17 protein-coding genes and 1 pseudogene are annotated in these 17,063 nt (G+C 70.1%); 6 read left to right on the top strand and 12 right to left on the bottom strand.

Going from position 1 to position 17,063, the window contains the following annotated elements; all coding sequences use genetic code 11:
- Positions 1–87: 87 nt before the first annotated feature.
- Positions 88–756 (top strand): hypothetical protein, encoded by a 669-nt coding sequence (locus tag ACYQ78_RS29285; RefSeq protein ID WP_459804166.1) that lies wholly within the window; start codon positions 88–90, stop codon positions 754–756.
- Here ACYQ78_RS29285 and ACYQ78_RS29280 read toward each other — a convergent pair.
- The 5 genes from ACYQ78_RS29280 to ACYQ78_RS29260 all read right to left on the bottom strand — a co-directional run bounded on the left by ACYQ78_RS29280 (position 714) and on the right by ACYQ78_RS29260 (position 5,248).
- The gene (locus tag ACYQ78_RS29280) at positions 714–1,442 is read right to left on the bottom strand and encodes a phosphatase PAP2 family protein (RefSeq protein ID WP_459804165.1); all 729 of its coding nucleotides are present in this window, start codon (positions 1,440–1,442) and stop codon (positions 714–716) included. The genes ACYQ78_RS29285 and ACYQ78_RS29280 overlap by 43 nt on opposite strands.
- A gap of 43 nt (positions 1,443–1,485) precedes the next feature.
- Positions 1,486–2,235: a phosphatase PAP2 family protein gene (locus tag ACYQ78_RS29275; RefSeq protein ID WP_459804164.1), complete on the bottom strand. Its 750-nt coding sequence runs from the start codon at positions 2,233–2,235 to the stop codon at positions 1,486–1,488.
- A gap of 46 nt (positions 2,236–2,281) precedes the next feature.
- A complete protein-coding gene (locus ACYQ78_RS29270) occupies positions 2,282–2,884 on the bottom strand; it encodes a hypothetical protein (RefSeq protein ID WP_459804163.1) in 603 nt (200 codons plus the stop codon).
- Positions 2,885–2,960: 76 nt separating this feature from the next.
- A complete protein-coding gene (locus ACYQ78_RS29265; protein WP_459804162.1) occupies positions 2,961–4,688 on the bottom strand; it encodes an ABC transporter ATP-binding protein in 1,728 nt (575 codons plus the stop codon).
- A gap of 65 nt (positions 4,689–4,753) precedes the next feature.
- Entirely contained in the window at positions 4,754–5,248 is a 495-nt protein-coding gene (locus tag ACYQ78_RS29260; RefSeq protein WP_459804161.1) for a hypothetical protein, read from the bottom strand.
- An 82-nt stretch (positions 5,249–5,330) separates the two neighbouring features.
- On the opposite strand from ACYQ78_RS29260, the gene ACYQ78_RS29255 reads away from it, so the two are divergent.
- Both ACYQ78_RS29255 and ACYQ78_RS29250 read left to right on the top strand, forming a co-directional pair.
- Positions 5,331–5,621 carry a hypothetical protein gene (locus ACYQ78_RS29255; protein WP_459804160.1) on the top strand — a complete coding sequence of 97 codons (291 nt, stop codon included), beginning with the start codon at positions 5,331–5,333 and terminating at the stop codon, positions 5,619–5,621.
- Between the two features lie 33 nt (positions 5,622–5,654).
- The gene (locus ACYQ78_RS29250) at positions 5,655–6,665 is read left to right on the top strand and encodes an alcohol dehydrogenase catalytic domain-containing protein (protein WP_459804159.1); all 1,011 of its coding nucleotides are present in this window, start codon (positions 5,655–5,657) and stop codon (positions 6,663–6,665) included.
- Here the strand turns inward: ACYQ78_RS29250 and ACYQ78_RS29245 are convergent.
- Genes ACYQ78_RS29245 through ACYQ78_RS29230 form a run of 4 tightly spaced genes read right to left on the bottom strand, consistent with a single transcriptional unit; the run spans position 6,655 to position 10,139 of the window.
- Positions 6,655–8,760, bottom strand: coding sequence for a heavy metal translocating P-type ATPase (locus tag ACYQ78_RS29245; protein WP_459804158.1), 2,106 nt, complete (start codon positions 8,758–8,760; stop codon positions 6,655–6,657). The genes ACYQ78_RS29250 and ACYQ78_RS29245 overlap by 11 nt on opposite strands.
- Before the next feature lie 2 nt (positions 8,761–8,762).
- Positions 8,763–9,626 (bottom strand): hypothetical protein, encoded by an 864-nt coding sequence (locus tag ACYQ78_RS29240; protein WP_459804157.1) that lies wholly within the window; start codon positions 9,624–9,626, stop codon positions 8,763–8,765.
- Positions 9,623–9,835: a heavy-metal-associated domain-containing protein gene (locus ACYQ78_RS29235; protein WP_459804156.1), complete on the bottom strand. Its 213-nt coding sequence runs from the start codon at positions 9,833–9,835 to the stop codon at positions 9,623–9,625. Before ACYQ78_RS29235 ends, ACYQ78_RS29240 begins: the two co-directional genes overlap by 4 nt.
- Positions 9,836–9,857: 22 nt before the next feature.
- Entirely contained in the window at positions 9,858–10,139 is a 282-nt protein-coding gene (locus ACYQ78_RS29230) for a metal-sensitive transcriptional regulator (RefSeq protein ID WP_459804155.1), read from the bottom strand.
- 103 nt (positions 10,140–10,242) lie between these two features.
- On the opposite strand from ACYQ78_RS29230, the pseudogene ACYQ78_RS29225 reads away from it, so the two are divergent.
- A pseudogene (locus tag ACYQ78_RS29225) lies at positions 10,243–12,137 on the top strand (copper-translocating P-type ATPase).
- Here the strand turns inward: ACYQ78_RS29225 and glgA are convergent.
- Positions 12,113–13,288 (bottom strand): glycogen synthase, encoded by a 1,176-nt coding sequence (gene glgA, locus ACYQ78_RS29220; RefSeq protein ID WP_459804154.1) that lies wholly within the window; start codon positions 13,286–13,288, stop codon positions 12,113–12,115. The pseudogene ACYQ78_RS29225 and the gene glgA overlap by 25 nt on opposite strands.
- A gap of 58 nt (positions 13,289–13,346) precedes the next feature.
- Here glgA and glgC point away from each other — a divergent pair, with 58 nt between their 5' ends.
- Positions 13,347–14,564 carry a glucose-1-phosphate adenylyltransferase gene (gene glgC, locus ACYQ78_RS29215; protein WP_459804153.1) on the top strand — a complete coding sequence of 406 codons (1,218 nt, stop codon included), beginning with the start codon at positions 13,347–13,349 and terminating at the stop codon, positions 14,562–14,564.
- Positions 14,565–14,587: 23 nt separating this feature from the next.
- Here glgC and ACYQ78_RS29210 read toward each other — a convergent pair whose 3' ends face one another.
- Positions 14,588–15,175 carry an Rv1733c family protein gene (locus tag ACYQ78_RS29210; RefSeq protein ID WP_459804152.1) on the bottom strand — a complete coding sequence of 196 codons (588 nt, stop codon included), beginning with the start codon at positions 15,173–15,175 and terminating at the stop codon, positions 14,588–14,590.
- 100 nt (positions 15,176–15,275) lie between these two features.
- Here ACYQ78_RS29210 and ACYQ78_RS29205 point away from each other — a divergent pair, with 100 nt between their 5' ends.
- Entirely contained in the window at positions 15,276–15,902 is a 627-nt protein-coding gene (locus tag ACYQ78_RS29205; protein WP_459804151.1) for a hypothetical protein, read from the top strand.
- On the opposite strand, the gene ACYQ78_RS29200 is transcribed toward ACYQ78_RS29205, so the two are convergent.
- On the bottom strand, positions 15,889–16,917 hold the full coding sequence (locus ACYQ78_RS29200) for a mechanosensitive ion channel family protein (protein ID WP_459804150.1): 1,029 nt from the start codon (positions 16,915–16,917) through the stop codon (positions 15,889–15,891). The genes ACYQ78_RS29205 and ACYQ78_RS29200 overlap by 14 nt on opposite strands.
- Positions 16,918–17,063: the final 146 nt, after the last annotated feature.

The raw sequence follows: 17,063 nt of genomic DNA, 5'->3' as shown, positions 1-17,063 counted from the left end.
GCCGCCATCGGTGGGGGGCCTTCCGATCCGCGTGATCCGGGCGCACTATGGAAAGTGACATCCTGGGCGAAATCGCATGGAGCGGCTGTGCATAGTCACCTTCCGGCGGCGGTCCCGCTGCTGTCCCGAGGAAAGCACCGCAACCCGCGCAAGGGCGCGTGTTTCATGGAGTTCGCTTCCTACCTGGCCGGGGAGCGATGGAGTGATCATCCGGCCTGCACCCACCCGCTGCTGGCCGCCATGGCCCGGCTGGTCAACGACTACACCACCGACGCCAACCGGCAGCGCCTCGCGCCGCTGATCCCGTCGGTGATCGGGCTCACCACCACCGATCCACGGGCCGACGTCCGCATCGCGCTGCGCGCGGCGACGACCGCCCTGCCGGTCGTCGCGGCCGAGCGCCAGCTGGCGCTCGCGGTCTCGGTGCTGGCCGCGGAACACGTGCTCGCCGACCTCGACGGCCGGGAACCCGGTCTCGAACCGGCCAGCAAAGAGGCGCTCGACCTGGTGCCCGAGGCGGCCCGCTGGGCCTACGGCTTCCGCAGCGGGGTCAAGGTCTCCCGCCGCGGCTTCCGCCGCTACGCCGCGCCGAACACCGTTCAGCTCGCGGTCAGGGGGGTCTCACAGGCGTGTGTGGACGACCCCGACGCGATCCTGCGCGATCTGCTGACGGCCTCCATCGCCGACGTCCAGGCCATGGCGCCGGTCGACGATCAGGTGGACAGCCGGCCGCTGGCCTTCAGGGCGGGTCGATAGAGCGCGCCTCCGGCGAGGATCGCCACGCAGGCCGCGCCGAGCATGAAGCCCCAGCTCACGTCGGTCAGGTGGTGCATGCCCCGATAGAGGCGCGAGGCGGCGATGCCCAGCGGGATGCCCAGGCCGATCGCCAGCAGCACCCATCGCATGATCGCGTGCCGGTGCAGGTGCAGGGTGAGCACGGCGGCGACCCCGAAGTAGAAGGCGACCCCGGCGCTGGTGTGTCCCGAGGGCCAGCTGGAGGTGGGCGGCGCCGGGTCGAGGTGGGCGACCTCGGGCCGGGGCCGCTGTGAGATGACGGTCGACGCCAGGAAGATCAGCGACTGCGACCACACGGCGAAGATCAGGAAGACCGACTCACGCCAGCGCTTGTAGGCGATCCGGAACCCGATCGCGAAGATCGCCGTGGCGACGACGATCACCGGCGTGTCCGAGAACGACGACACGACGTCGGTGACCCCGTTCCATAACGGTGACCGCTCCCCCGCGACCTCCCGGCTGACCGCCTCGTCCCGCTCGATCAGCCAGCTGTCCCCCAGCACGTTGACGAGCAGCAGCCCGGTCCCGAGCGTGGCGACGAGTAAGGCGAACAGGGGAAGCAGGATCCGCCGCCCGACCTCCTTGAAGTCGACCCGCTGCCAGGGATGCTTCGCCGGAACGGAGGGGGCGGGACTCGTCGTCACCATCGGGGGCTCCCATCTCGGGCTCGACGTTTTTCTGATGAGGTGGTCATCGGAGTTCGCCCCGGCCGTTCGGCGTGACGATCTCCGGTTCGATGCCTTCCAAGTGGGGTTCGACCGGGCGGCGGCCCATCCTTCGCCGCCAGGCCTCGAAGCCCGCGGCCGTGGCGAACACGACGACCAGCGCGAGGATCATCCCGGCCACGACGTCGCTCACCCAGTGCACCCCGAGGGCCACCCGGGTGAACGCGACCGTCACCGACACCAGCGCGGCCAGCACCCAGGCGACCGTGCGCCAGACACCGTGCAGCACCGGCAGCAGGACCAGCACCAGCGTGACCGCCCCCAGCGCCGCGTTGAGCGCGTGCCCCGACGGGAACGACCAGCCGGGCGCCCACGAGACCGGGTCGGGCAGCATCGGCCGGGCCCGCTCAACGGCGACCTTCACGGCCAGCCCGATCACCCCACCCGCGATCACCGTCGTGATCGCCCAGATCGCCAGCCGGGGCGCCCCGCGCAGCACCATGTAGACGGCCGCGCCGCCCACCAGCACCCGCCAGGTCTCCGGCGCGAGCGCGTCGGTGATGAACCGCATGACATCGGCGAAGGCCGGATTCTGGAGGGCGAACCCGTGCAGATCGGCCGCCACCCCCTGGTCGAGCCGGTAGAGCGGCGTGAACGCGTTCTTCACCAGAACGAGCAGCAACATGAAGGGGACCAGCAGAACCGCGGCCGCCAGGGCCGCCACCGTCAGCCGGGCGCCCAAGGCACCATCGGGTCCCAACAGCCATCGGCGCATCTCCGTCATGGACGCCCGTGCTACCCCGGCGGACGCCCGACGAACATCAACAGCCGACGCGCAAGGGTGCCTTCGCCGACCAGCGGCCCGAGGTGGCGTCCTGGGCTCGGGCGTAGGCGTTGGGGGTGCCGGTGCAGTGGGGCAGGCCGGTCTTCTTGCCCCAGCTGCCGCCCGGGTAGCCGGGGAACTCGGCGGCGGCGATGACGCCGCTCCAGACCAGGTCGCCGTCGAGGCGGCGGACGTACAGCTTGACCTGGCCGACGTTGTAGTGGCTGCCGTTGAGCTTCACGAGGTGGGCGTTGGTGGTGATCCACAGTTTCGCCAGGACCTGGCGGGACTCGTCGGCGGCGTTGTCGGCCTTGGCCTGGTCGCGGACCGAGGGGAGGACGCAGACGTCGTCCTCGTGGAAGGCCTCGCGCCAGACGTAGCCGTCTTCGCAGGTGTGGGTGTCGTCCACCCAGCGGGTGCGCTTGAGCGCGTTGTCGGCGAGGGTGCGGGCCCGGGTCGCGGGGGTCACGCAGACCTTGTCGGCGGGGCGGGCGGCGCGCGCGACGAAGCCCTCACGGCAGAGCTGCGGCGCGGCGGCCTGGGCGGGGACGGCGACAGCGCCGAGCAGTAAGGCGGCGGCCGTGAGGGTACGCAGGATCATGGGTGGAGCTCCAGGGGGCGTGGGCGTTGCCCTCCCTTATGCACCCGGGCGCCTGCAAGCGGCTTGCAAACGCGTGTCAGGCCGACTGGAGCAGGGCGTAGGCGCCGCCGGCGCGGACCAGGTCGTCGTGGGATCCGGTCTCGGTGACGCGGCCGTGTTCCATGACCACGATGCGGTCGGCGGTCCGGATCGTGGACAGCCGGTGGGCGACCACGAGCACGGTCCGCCCGGCCACCAGGCGGGCCATCGCCTCCTGGATCAGCTTCTCGGAGCGGGTGTCGAGGGCGCTCGTGGCCTCGTCCAGGATCAGGATTCTCGGGTCTCTGATCAGGGCGCGGGCGATGGCCAGGCGCTGTTTCTGGCCGCCCGACAGGCGGGCGCCGCGTTCGCCGACCACGGTGTCCCAGCCGTCGGGGAAGCGGTCGACGAACTCGGTGGCGTTGGCGTCCTCCAGCGCCCGGCGCACGACCTCGTCGGGGACCTCGGGCAGGCCGTAGGTGACGTTCTCGCGGACGCTGCCCTCGAACAGGATCGACTCCTGCGGCACGACCGACACGAAGCGGCGGTAGGTGCGCAGGTCGAGGGTCTCCATGTCGACGCCGTCGAGCAGGATGCGGCCCTGCGTCGGGCGGAGGAAGCCGATGACGAGGTTGAGGACGGTGGACTTGCCCGCGCCGGAGGCGCCGACGAGGGCCACGGTTTCGCCGGGGCGTACAGAGAGGGAAAGATCTTTGACGCCGTAGGTGAAGGCGACGTCCTGGAAGTCGAGGCGGCCGGTGACCCGGGCGACCTCGGCCTTGCCGTCGTTCTGTTCCAGGTCGGGGGCCTGGAGGACCTCGCCGATCGAGCGCACCGACTCCAGGCCCTTGCTGAAGATCGGGGTCAGGCTCATCAGCGACGTGATCGCGGTGGTCAGCGTGGTGAAGAAGGTGCTGAGCATGACGACGTCGCCGGGCGACAGCGCGAACACGCGGTAGTACGACACCAGCGCCGCCCCCGCGAGGCACACGACGCCGAGGGTGTTGAGCAGGATCCAGGCGAGCGAGCCGAACCGGCCGTTGACGAGGTCGAGGCGCAGTCCCGAGCGCAGCACGTTGCGGAGGGTGCCGTCGACGCGGTGCAGGGCGTCCTTCTCCAGGCCGTGGGCGCGGGTGATCGGGATCAGGTGGGTCATCTCGGTCACCCGGGACGACAGCCGCTCGACCTCCAGGCGGAAGCTCTCGTTGTCGGTCCGCATGCGGTCGCGCATCTTCATGACGAGGATCGCGGCGGCCGGGACGACGACCAGGAACACCGGCAGCGCCTGCGGCACCTTGATCGCGATCACCGTCACGCCCCCGGCCAGCATCACGAGGGCCGACAGGCCGATGTCGCCGGCCTGCTGCGACATCGTCTCGACGCTCTCGACGTCGCGGATGACCTTGGTCTGCAGCACTCCGGCGCTGACCCGGGCGTGGTAGCCGATCGAGAGCTGCTGCATCCGGGCGCAGAGCGAGGAGCGCAGTCCGGTGCTCACCTTGCGGATGGTGCCGCTGAGGTGGCGTACATAGAGCAGGTGGAAGGGGTAGTTCAGGGTCAGCAGCAGGCAGAGCACCCCGGCGTTGACCCAGATCCCGCTGACCGGGCCGCCGTCGACCAGGACGTCGATGATGTTGGCGGTCACCAGCGGCAGCATCCACGTGGGGCTGTGCTTGAACACGAAGGCGACCACCGCGATCAGGAGCGATGCGCGGTGGTCGCGGTAGAGGTAGGCGAGTGTCCGGATCGGATGCTCGCCCCGGTAGCGATGGTCGAGCTCACCCATCGAAATCCCCCAATGTGCAACAAATCTACAGATCAGGTAGATCTTCGCGCATCAGGCTGCAAACTTCACAGGGTGGAGTAGATGACCTTCCACACGCCGCCGTAGAGGCACTGGTCGGAGACGACGACCTTCTTGCGCTTGGGCTCCGAGCAGACCTTGAGCTCGACGTGGGTCGCGTGCTTGTACGTGAAGCTGTAGGCCGCGGGGGTCTTGTAGGTGCAGTCGCGGTAGGTCTTGTGGGTGAAGGGCTGCTGGCCGTTCTTCTGGTAGGTGATCCGGAAGATGGCGTAGCCGCAGTTGGTGCCCTTGTTCAGGTCGGCGATCTTGCCGCTGACCTTGATGTCGGCGTCTTCGATGACGGCGCCGGGGTTGGTGATGACGCCAGAGACGGAACCGTAGGCGTAGGACTTCTTGCCGGCGCCGTAACGCTCGAACTTCTTGGCGGGGGCCTGCTGGGCCAGCTCGGTCTTCGAGGCGACCGGAGGGGTGTCGGCGAACGCGGGAGCGGTGGGGAGGACGACGAGGGCGAGAGCTGCGACGAGGCCGCCAAGGAGGCGCACGGCTGGTTCCCTTCGGGGGGTTTGTCTCTGTTGTGCTCCTACCATCTCGGAATCTCCTTGCATGACGCTTACGATCCGGTATATGGCAGCAGTCCTGAATGCCCGGCGGGTCGCATGGGACGCCGCACGGGTGATCGTCGAGGCGTCGACGGCCGAGGCCTACTGGTGGGTGGGCGACATGGTCAACCGCCACCTGGGCGTGATGTACCAACTCAAACTGGCCGAGACCCGGCTCCGGGTCCTGGAGAACGACGAGGTCACGGTCGCGGAGACCGGGATGTGGCGGGCCCGGTTCGACGAACTGCTGGGCGAGCGGCCCGACCTGATTCCGCTGGTCGCGGACCTGACGAAGGAGACCGCCGCCCGCCTTTAAGGTGGCGTTCATGACTTTTGTGGTGGTTCGCTGATGCGCGCGGTGGTCTACGACGCTTTCAAGGAACAGCCGTCGGTGCGCGAGGTGCCCGATCCGGTCGCGGGGCCCGGCGAGGTGGTCGTCAAGGTCGAGGCCACCGGGCTGTGCCGGAGCGACTGGCACGGGTGGCAGGGCCACGACTCCGACATCCAGACGTTCCCGCACGTCCCCGGGCACGAGTTCGCCGGGGTGATCACCGAGGTCGGGCCCGGGGTGACCGGCTGGGCGGCCGGCGACCGGGTCACCGCGCCGTTCATCATGTCGTGCGGCCAGTGCGCCGAGTGCCGCAGCGGCAACCACCAGGTGTGCCCGGCGCAGACCCAGCCCGGGTTCACCCACTGGGGCTCCTACGCCGACTACGTGGTGGTCCGCAACGCGGCGGTGAACCTCATCGCGCTGCCCGCCGACCTGTCGTTCGGAGCCGCCGCCGCGCTGGGGTGCCGGTTCGCGACCGCGTTCCGCGCCGTGGTCCATGTGGGGCGGGTACGTCCCGGCGAGTGGGTGGCCGTCCACGGGTGCGGCGGGGTCGGGCTGTCCGCGGTGATGATCGCGGCGGCGGCCGGGGCCCGGGTGGTCGCGGTCGACGTGCACCCCGACGCCCTCGCGCTGGCCGCCGCGGCCGGGGCGACCGAGACGCTGCCCCCGGGCCGGCTCGACCGGCTGGTCTCGGTGACCGGCGGCGGGGCCCATCTGTCGATGGACGCCTACGGCAGCCCCGAGACCTGCGTCAACTCGATCGCCGGGCTGCGCAGGCGCGGGCGGCACGTGCAGATCGGGCTGCTGCCCGAGGGCGCCGACGTGCCGATGGGCCGGGTCATCGCGTGGGAGCTGGAGGTCCTCGGCAGCCACGGCATGCCCGCGCACGCCTACCCCGAGATGCTCGCCCTCATCGAGAGCGGTTCGCTGGTGCCGGAGATGCTGATCACCCGGACCATCACCCTGGACGAGGCCCCCGAGGCACTCGTCCTGGGTGGCAGGCCCGGGGTGACGCTGATCAGCCCTTGAAGCCGCGCAGCCGCAGGCTGTTGGTGACCACGAACACCGACGACAGCGCCATCGCGGCCCCGGCGATCATCGGGCTGAGCAGACCCAGCGCGGCCAGCGGCAGGGCGGCGACGTTGTAGGCGAAGGCCCAGAACAGGTTGCCCTGGATGATCCGCAGCGTCCGCCGCGACAGCCGGATCGCCGACGCGGCCACCCGCAGGTCGCCTCTGACCAGGGTGAGGTCGGCGGCCTGGATGGCGGCGTCGGTGCCGGTGCCCATGGCCAGGCCGAGGTCGGCCTGCGCGAGCGCGGCGGCGTCGTTGACGCCGTCGCCGACCATGGCGACCACGCGGCCCTCGGCTTGGAGGCGCTTGACGGCGTCGACCTTGCCGACCGGGAGGACCCCGGCGATGACCTCGTCGATGCCGACCTGGTCGGCGACCCTGCGGGCGACGGCCTCGTTGTCACCGGTCAGCAGCACCGGCTTGAGCCCGAGCGCCTTCAGCTCGGCGACGGCCGTGGCCGACGAGGGCTTGAGCACGTCGGTGACCGTCATCCGCGCCGCGGGCTCGCCGTCGATCGTCACGGCGATGCCGTGGTCGGCGCGGCCGATGACGACGTCACGGCCCTCCACCCGCCCGCGGACACCCTCGCCCGGGGTGGCCACGAAGTCGGTGACCGGCGGCAGGTTGGTGTGGCCACGGGTGAGCGCCCTGGCGATGGGGTGTTCCGAGGCGTGTTCGACGGCGGCGGCGAGGCGGCGGACGGTCTCCTCGTCGAAGCCGGGTGCCACGGTCACCTCGGTGAGGGTCATCCGGCCCTCGGTGACGGTGCCGGTCTTGTCGAGCACCACGGTGTCCACCCGCCGGGTCGACTCCAGTGCCTCCGGGCCCTTGATCAGGATGCCGAGCTGGGCACCCCGGCCGGTGCCGACGAGCAGCGCGGTCGGGGTGGCCAGCCCGAGGGCGCACGGGCAGGCGATGATCAGCACCGCCACGGCGGCGGTGAAGGCCGCCGTCGCGCCCGCGACCGGGAGCCAGAACCCGAGGGTGCCCACCGCGAGGGCGATCACCACCGGCACGAACACCCCGGAGATCCGGTCGGCCAGCCGCTGCACCTGGGCCTTGCCGGTCTGGGCCTCCTCGACCATGCGGGCCATCTGGGCGAGCGTGGTGTCGGCCCCGACCTTCACGGCCCTCACCACGAGGCGCCCACCGGCGTTCACGGTCGCGCCGGTCACGGCGTCGCCCGCGCGCACCTCCACCGGCATCGACTCACCGGTGAGCATCGAGGCGTCGACCGCCGAGGCGCCCTCGTGGACGACGCCGTCGGTGGCGATCTTCTCCCCCGGCCGGACGACGAACAGGTCGCCGACCTTGAGCAGTTCGGCCGGGATGCGCGTCTCCTTGCCGTCGCGCAGCACCGCGACGTCTTTGGCGCCGAGTTCCATCAGGCTGCGCAGCGCTGCTCCGGCGCGGCGTTTGGCGCGGGCCTCGAAGTAGCGCCCGGCCAGCAGGAACGCGGTCACGCCCGCGGCGGTCTCCAGGTAGATGTTGCCGGAGCCGTCGGTGCGCTCGATCGCGAACGAGAACGGGTGGACCATCCCCGGCTCCCCGGCGGTGCCGAGGAACAGCGCCCACAGCGACCAGCCGAAGGCGGCCAGCGTGCCCAGCGACACGAGGGTGTCCATGGTCGCGGCGCCGTGGCGGAGATTCGTCCAGGCGGCCTTGTGGAAGGGCCAGCCGGCGTAGACCACCACGGGGGCGGCGAGCGTCAGCGAGAGCCACTGCCAGTAGGTGAACTGGAACGCCGGGACCATCGCCAGCACGATCACCGGGACGGCGAGCACGACGGCGGTGATCAGCCTGGCGCGCAGAGGATCGCCGGTCTCGGCAGGCGGGTTCTCCTCGGGGAGCTGGGCCGTGTATCCGGCCTTCTCCACCTCTTCGACCAGGGCCTTCACCGACACACCCGGGGCGAAGACGACGTTGGCCTTCTCGGTGGCGTAGTTGACCGTGGCGGTCACGCCGTCGATCTTGTTGAGCTTGCGCTCGATCCGGTTGGCGCACGACGCGCAGGTCATGCCGCCGATGGAGAGCTGGATCAGATTGGACATGTCTATCCCGCCAGCGTGAACGACGCGGTTCGGACGGTGCCGTCGTGCTTGAAGTCGAAGAACAGCCGGTAGGAGCCGCCTTCCGGGGGCGCCTGGGCCATGAAGATCAGCCCGGTCATGGGGTGGACGTGCAGGTAGGCCAGGTCGCCCGCGCGCAGCGCCACCAGGTGTCCCTGGGCGCCCAGGTAGGGCTCCAGCTCACGGATGCGCTCGCCGTCTTTGCTGACCGTGAACGAGAGCGGTGAGGGCTGGCCCGGGTTCATCTCGCCCTGGAGGGTGACGGTGTAGCCGTCGACCGTGGAGGTGCGGCTCGTCTCGGGGAACGGCTCCGGGCGGAAGTCGCCCGGCGCGGTCAGGTCGGCGCCGAGGGTCAGGGCCGGGCCGCCTTCGGGGGCGAAATCGGCGTACATGCGGTAGGTGCCGGGGTCCGGGAGGGTGAGCGGGATCGTCCAGGTGCCGTCGGGGGCCAGTTCGGGGTGCAGGTGCTGGAAACCGCCGAGGTCGCGCGGTGCCACGATCAGGTGGAGCTTCTTCTCGTGGGCGACCTGGTAGGCGGTGACCGGCTTCCCGTCGGGGCCGATCACGTGGAAGGCGAAGTCGTGGCTCTCGCCCGGCTTCAGGTCGGTGGTCACCGGGTGGAGGCGGTAGCCGTCCTGGGAGATCTGGAGACCGCCGGGCACGTGGCTCGCGGGCTCGCCGGTCGTCTCCTCGTGGGCGTGGCCGCCGCCGTGGGCGGGCGCCTCTTCCGGAGTGTAGGTCGCGGAGCCGCGCGGAGGGTCGGTCTGGGTCGCGCCGACCGCGTAGGCCCCGCCGAAGACGACGGCGAGGCCGGCGGCGAAGACGCCCAGCTTCGTGGCGGTGTTCACGCCGGGCCCACCAAGGTGTAGCCGGCCTCCTCGACGGCGGCCTTCACGGCGGACTCGTCGACCTGGCCCTCGCTGGTCACGGTCACCCGGCCGGTCGGCACGTCGACCTTGACGTCGCTGACGCCCGCGATGCCGCCGACCTCCTCGGAGACGGAGCTCGCGCAGTGGCCGCAGGTCATGCCGGTGACGGTGTATGCGGTGACGGTCATGGCGATTTCTCTCTTTCGTGAGTCAGGAACGGACGAGCCGGGCGATGGCCTCGGAGGCTTCCTTGATCTTCGCGTCGGCCTCGGGACCGCCCTTGGCGGTGGCCTCGGCGACACAGTGGGCCAGGTGCTCCTCCAGCAGCGCGAGCGCGAACGACTGGAGCGCGCGGTTGGCGGCCGACACCTGCGTCAGGACGTCGATGCAGTATTTGTCTTCCTCGACCATCCGCTGCAGGCCCCTGACCTGCCCCTCGATGCGGCGGAGCCGCTTCAGATGGTCTTGCTTGTGATCGGTGTAGCCGTGCATCGCGACCTCCCCGGCGCTTCGTCCTTGCGAAATCATACCCCTAGGGGGTAGTGGTATAGAAGCTAGCATACCCCCGGGGGGTTATTTCAAGGAGGATCACGAAATGCACGATCACCACGTGGCGCGCTTCCGGCGCCTGTTCTGGGTGATGCTGGCGCTGGCCGTGCCCGCGGTCCTGGCCTCCGGCATGTTCGCGATGATCGTCGGCTACTCGGCGCCCGACGTGCCCTGGCTCTCACCGGTCCTCGGCACCGTCATGTATCTCTGGGGCGGCAGCCCCTTCCTGACCGGGGCGTTCGGCGAGCTGAAGGCGCGGCGGCCCGGGATGATGCTGCTCATCGGGCTGGCCATCACGGTCGCCTTCGTCGCCTCGCTGGGGGCGAGTCTCGGGCTGCTCGACCACGGGCTCGACTTTTGGTGGGAACTGGCGCTGCTGATCGTGATCATGCTGCTGGGCCACTGGATCGAGATGCGCTCGCTGGCCCGCACCACCTCGGCGCTCGACTCCCTGGCCGCCCTGCTGCCCGACGAGGCCGAGCGCGCCGACGGCACGGTGGTGCCGCCCTCGGAGCTGGAGGTGGGCGACGTCGTGGTGGTCCGGCCGGGAGGCAGGGTGCCCGCCGACGGCGTGATCGTCTCGGGCTCCGCCGGCATGGACGAATCGATGATCACCGGCGAGTCGGCGACCGTCCGGAGGGGCGAGGGCGACCAGGTCGTGGCCGGGACGGTCGCGACCGACTCGGGCCTGCGGGTGCAGGTACGGGCCGTCGGCGAGGACACCGCGCTGGCCGGCATCCGGCGGCTGGTCGAGGCCGCGCAGAACTCGACCTCCCGGGCCCAGCGGCTCGCCGACCGGGCGGCGGCCCTGCTGTTCTGGTTCGCGCTCGGCGCGGGCCTGGTCACGGCGGTCGTGTGGACGCTGCTCGGGCAGCCCGACGAGGCCGTGATCAGGACCATCACGGTGCTGGTGATCGCCTGCCCCCATGCCCTCGGGCTGGCGATCCCCCTGGTGGTGTCGATCGCCACCGAGCGGGCGGCGCGGATGGGCGTGCTGATCAAAGACCGGCTGGCGCTGGAGAGCATGCGGACCGTGGACACCGTCGTGTTCGACAAGACGGGCACCCTGACGAAGGGCGAACCGGCGGTGACGTGGGTGACGTCGGACGAGGTGCTGACGCTCGCGGCGGCGGCCGAGGCCGACTCGGAACACCCGCTGGCCAGGGCGATCGTGGCGGCGGCCAAGGAGCGCGGGCTGGCGATCGAACCGGCCTCGGAGTTCACCTCCTCCCCGCGGTCGGCGTGTCCGCGCTGGTCGGGGGCGTGCGGGTGCGGGTGGGCGGGCCTGGACTCCTCGCTCAGGAGGGGGCCGTGGCGCTGCGGGAGAGCGAGGGGTCGACGGTCCTCCACGTGCTGGCCGACGACGTGATCGCCGGGGCGCTGACATTGGCCGACGAGATCCGGCCGGAGTCGCGGGAGGCGGTCGCGCGGCTGACGGCGCGCGGTGTCGAGGTGGTGATGATCACCGGGGACGCCCGTGAGGTGGCCGCCGTCGTCGCTTCGAAGTTGGGGATCGAGCGCTACTACGCGGGGGTTCGGCCCGAGGACAAGGCGGGAGCCGTACAGGACCTTCAGAACGAAGGGCGGCGCGTCGCGATGGTCGGCGACGGGGTGAACGACGCGCCCGCGCTGGCGCGGGCGGACGTCGGCGTCGCGATCGGGGCGGGGACCGACGTCGCGATCGCGTCGGCCGGGGTCATCCTCGCCGGGGACGACCCCAGAGCCGTGCTGTCGATCATGGATCTGTCCCGGGCGGCCTACCGGAAGATGAAGCAGAACCTCTGGTGGGCCGCGGGTTACAACCTGATTTCGGTCCCGCTGGCGGCGGGCGTGCTCGCCCCGATCGGGTTCACGTTGCCGATGTCCGTCGGGGCGATCCTGATGTCGGCCTCGACCGTCGTGGTCGCGACCAACGCTCAGCTCCTGCGCAGGCTCGCGTAGAGGTCTCTTGTACGTTCGGCGACGGCCGGCCACGAGAACGAGCCGACCGCCCTCTTCCGCCCGGCCTCGCCCATGCGGGCGGCGAGGGCGGGGTCGGCGAGCAGCCGGTTGACGTCGGCGGCGATGGCGCGCGCGAAGACGGCCGGGTCGCGCGGCTCCCCGTGCTCACCGGCGTCGATGGGCACCAGGAAGCCGGTCTCGCCGTCGGCGACGACCTCGGGGATCCCGCCGGTCGCGGTGGCCACGACGGCGGTCTCGCAGGCCATCGCCTCCAGGTTGACGATGCCCATGGGCTCGTAGACCGACGGGCAGACGAAGACGGTCGCGTGGGTGAGGATCTCGATGATCTCCGGGCGCGGGCGCATCTCGGTGATCCAGATGACCCCCTCGCGGGTGGCCTGGAGCTCCTGGACGAGCGCCGTCACCTCCGCCGCGATCTCGGGCGTGTCCGGGGCTCCGGCGCAGAGCACGAGCTGGGCCGCCGGGTCGAAGTCGCGGGCGGCCCGCAGCAGGTGGGTCAGGCCCTTCTGGCGGGTGATGCGGCCGACGAAGACGACATAGGGCTTGCCGGGATCGATGCCGTGCCTGGTGAGAGCTTCCTGCGTCTTCGCGGGCGCGTACTCGTCGGTGTCGATGCCGTTGTGGATCACCGTCACCCGGTTCGGATCGATCTCCGGGTAGGCGGTCAGGACGTCGCGGCGCATGCCGCCCGACACGGCGATGATCGCGTCGGCCGCCTCCAGCGCGGTCCGCTCGGCCCACGACGACAGCACGTAGCCGCCTCCGAGCTGCTCGGCCTTCCAGGGGCGGTGCGGTTCGAGGCTGTGGGTGGTGACGACGTGCGGAATTCCGTACAACATCTTGGCGATGTGGCCCGCAAAGTTGGCGTACCAGGTGTGGGAGTGGACGAGATCGGCCCCGGCGCAGGCGGAGGCCATCTCCAGATCGGTCCCGAGCACCTGGATGGCGGCGTTCGCCGAGGTCAGGCCGGGTGGAGTGGCGTAGGCGTCGGCTCCATCGCGCGGTTCGCCGAAGCAGCGGACCCGCGCGTCGAGGAGCCGGCGCAGCTCGCGCGAGAGGTACTCGATGTGCACACCCGCGCCGCCGTAAACGTCGGGCGGGAACTCACGGCTCAAAAGATCGACACGCATATGCGCAGCCTAGTGTTTGCGACCGTTTTGACGGGTTAAGGTCTGCGTCATGAGGGTCATGGCAATTGTGCTCGCCGGTGGGGAAGGGAAGCGGCTGATGCCGCTGACCGCAGACCGGGCAAAACCGGCAGTACCGTTCGGCGGGATCTACCGGCTCATCGATTTCGTCCTGTCGAACCTGGCCAACGGCCACTATCTCCAGATCGTGGTCCTGACCCAGTACAAGAACCACAGTCTCGACCGGCACATCTCGCGCACCTGGCGCCTGTCGGCGATGCTCGGCAACTACGTGACGCCGGTCCCCGCCCAGCAGCGCCTGGGCCCGCGCTGGTTCTCCGGCTCGGCCGACGCCCTCTTCCAGAACCTCAATCTGGTGTACGACGAGCTGCCCGACCACGTGATCGTCTTCGGCGCCGACCACATCTACCGCATGGACCCGCGCCAGATGGTCGAGCAGCACATCGACTCGGGCGCCGACGTGACGGTGGCGGCGATCCGCCAGCCGCTGGCCCTGTCCGACCAGTTCGGCGTCATCGACACCGACCCGACGGGCCGCCGCATCACCGCGTTCCGCGAGAAGCCGAAGGACGCCGTCGGCCTGCCCGACTCCCCCGGCGAGATCTACGCCTCGATGGGCAACTACGTCTTCCGCACCCAGGCCATGATCGAGGCCCTCCGCGAGGACGCCATCGACCCCGCCAGCAAGCACGACCTGGGCGGCAACATCATCCCGATGATGGTCAAGGCCGGCAGCGCCGAGGTGTACGACTTCAAGGACAACAAGGTCCCCGGCTCGACCGAGCGCGACCGGGGCTACTGGCGCGACGTCGGAACCCTGGACGCCTACTACGACGCCCACATGGACCTGATCTCCCCCCACCCGGTCTTCAACCTGTACAACGACCGGTGGCCGATCTACACGGGCCACGACCCGCTGCCGCCGGCCAAGTTCGTCCACAACGACGGCGACCGGGTCGGCCGGGCGATCGACTCACTGGTGTCCGCGGGTGTGATCATCTCCGGCGGCCTGGCGCTGCGGTCGGTGCTGTCACCCGGCGTGATCCTGCACAGCCACGCGCAGGTCGAGGACTCGGTGCTGATGGGCAACGTGAAGGTCGGACGCGGCGCCATCGTGCGCCGCGCCATCATCGACAAGAACGTCGTCATCCCGGACGGCGCCCGCATCGGCTTCGATCTCGAGGAGGACCGCGAACGCTTCGCGGTCACCCATGACGGTGTCGTGGTGATCGGCAAGAACGAGATCATCGACCGCTGAAGGCCGATCGGATCGGCCTTTCTTCATCTGCCGTTGATGCGCCACGTGGGCTCGACGACCGTCCAGGCGTCGGCCCACTCCCGGCGGACCCGGCGCCACACCAGCATCCGGGTCAGGCCGAGCAGGGCGCAGGTGCCGACGATCGCCGCGAGGGGCACTCCGGTGCCCACGGTCAGCGCGGCGACGACGGTGGTCTCACGGTCGCGTGGACGCGGCACGACCTGGCCCTTCGCGTCGGTATAGATGGTGATCTTCTGGCCTTTGACCGCCAGGACCGGGGCCTGGACGAGCCCCTCGTGGTTCACACCGTCGAGGCCCTTCCAGCTCGCCTGGACGGTCGCGGTCGCCGGGGCGTTGACGCTCGTGTGCATGCGGGCGTCGCCCAGTAGTGTCGCCTCGGTGGCGTGCCGGGCATGGGCCTGTTGTTGTTCCGTACGGACACCCTCGCCGTAGGCCTTGATCCCCAGCATCAGCCCGCACACCACAGCGGCGAGCGTGACGAGGACGGCCAACCGACGGACCGTCGCCTCGACGCGGTCACACGGGCGGCGCAACGGGTTCCGGTCGAATCCGAGCCAACGCCGGAACCGGATCACGGGATTTGCAGCCATCTCCCCACCTCTAGGGAGACCTACCACTTCACATCCGGTTTATGCCTATTTCCGAATTTGTCAGGAGGGCTTTCCCAGGGTTCGCGTTACGCTCGAGGGCGTGCGTCCAGCCCTCGTCGTCCTCACGGCGTTGCTCCTGCTCACGGCCTGCTCCAAGGAGGAGCCCAAGCCCATCCCCGGCACGGAGGTCCCCAGCGGTTTCCACCGCATCGGCGGCACCGCGACCGGCCTCTCGATCGGCGTCCCGACCAGTTGGAAAAGCGCCGACTTCTCGAAGCCCGACGGCGAGGCCCAGATGAACGCCACCGGCCTGACCGGCGAGGCCCTTGAGCGGGCCAGGAAGACCCTGAGGGCCCTCATATCCACCAAGGCCGTCTACGCCGTCGATCTCGCCAGCCAGCAGGAGTCCCCGGCCGGTCTGGTCACCAACCTCAGCGGCCTGTGCGCGCCCAGCGTGGGCGCCTCCGACGACGCACTGATCGCGGCGGCCAAGAAGGAGATCGCCGCCTACGACGCGAAGATCGTCGATGCGCGCCCGGTGACAATGGGCACGGTCCGCGGCGTGCGCATCCGCTACACCGCGGAGATGTACGGCACCCAGTCCCAGGGCACCCAGTACTACATCCCCTCCCCCAAGGGCACGACCTGCGTGGTCACCCTGACGACCGACCTGCCGGGCAAGGAGGGCCTGTTCGAGCAGATCGGCGCGACGATCAGGCTTCTGTGATCCGGAACCTGGGGAGGCTTTCGGGGTAGTTCTCCCGGATCCAGGTGACGAGGTGTTCGCGGACGTCACATCGGAGGTCCCAGGCGCTGGCGGAGTCGGCGGCGGACATGAGGGCGCGGATCTCGACCAAGCCGTTGGGGAGCACGTCGGTGACCTGGAGGGTCCAGTCCTTCTGGTCCCAGAGGGGGTTCTCCTTGATCGCCCGGTGCAGTTCGGCCCGTAGTTCGGGGATCGGCACCATCCAGTCGACCCGGAGGAAGACGGTGGCGAGGATCCGGCTCTCGTGCCGGGTCCAGTTCTCGAACGGGTTGTTGGCGAAGTGGGAGACGGGCAGCATCAGCCGCCGCTCGTCCCAGAGCCGCAGCGACACATAGGTCAGGGTCAGCTCCTCGACGCGCCCCCACTCCCCCTCGACCACTACGACGTCGTCAAGCCTTATGGCGTCGGAGAAGGCGAGCTGGAGCCCGGCCAGCAGGTTGCCGAGGGTCGACTGCGCGGCGATACCGACGAGCACCCCCGCGATCCCCGCTGATGCGAGCAATCCCGCACCCAGTGCCCTGACCTGAGGGAATGTGAACAACATCGCCCCGAGGGCGACCACGATGACGACGGCCGCGCAGACCCGTCTGACGAGGGCGATCTGTGTCCTGATCCGGCGCGCCCGCCGGTTGGCCTCGCCCTCGACCAGAACCAGCCGTTCCAGGACGACATCCGTTACCGAATAAGCCGCCTGGATGACGAGCCACGTCACGCAGAAGATCAGCGCGAGTGTCGTGAGATGCCCGACCCAGCCTTCGGCATCCGGCGGGATGAGGCCGCGATCGTAGACGGCCGTGGCGGTGGCGAGGGCCGCGGTCACGAACCCGGGCCAGGTGCAACGCCGGACCAGCGGCCCGGCAAGGGCCCATCGTTCTCCGATGAGCCGTGAGCGCAGGATGCGTCTGACCAGCTCAACCGCGATGAGGGCGGCGAGCACGGCGATGGCGAGGGAGATCCAGTTCCATGCGTCCGTCACGTGACGAGATCATCACATTTCCGGCTTTTTGTCAGATTATTGCCAGGAGCAGAAGCCAGCCACGGACCCTGAGGCCGACCACGGGCGCAGAGGCCGACCACGCGCGCAGAGATCGGCCAAAGACGCAGAGTCCGGGCTCGGACACA

This window comes from Herbidospora sp. RD11066 (assembly GCF_054661255.1).
Note: the sequence above shows the minus strand (reverse complement) of the source record. Positions and strands in the feature narration are given on the sequence as shown.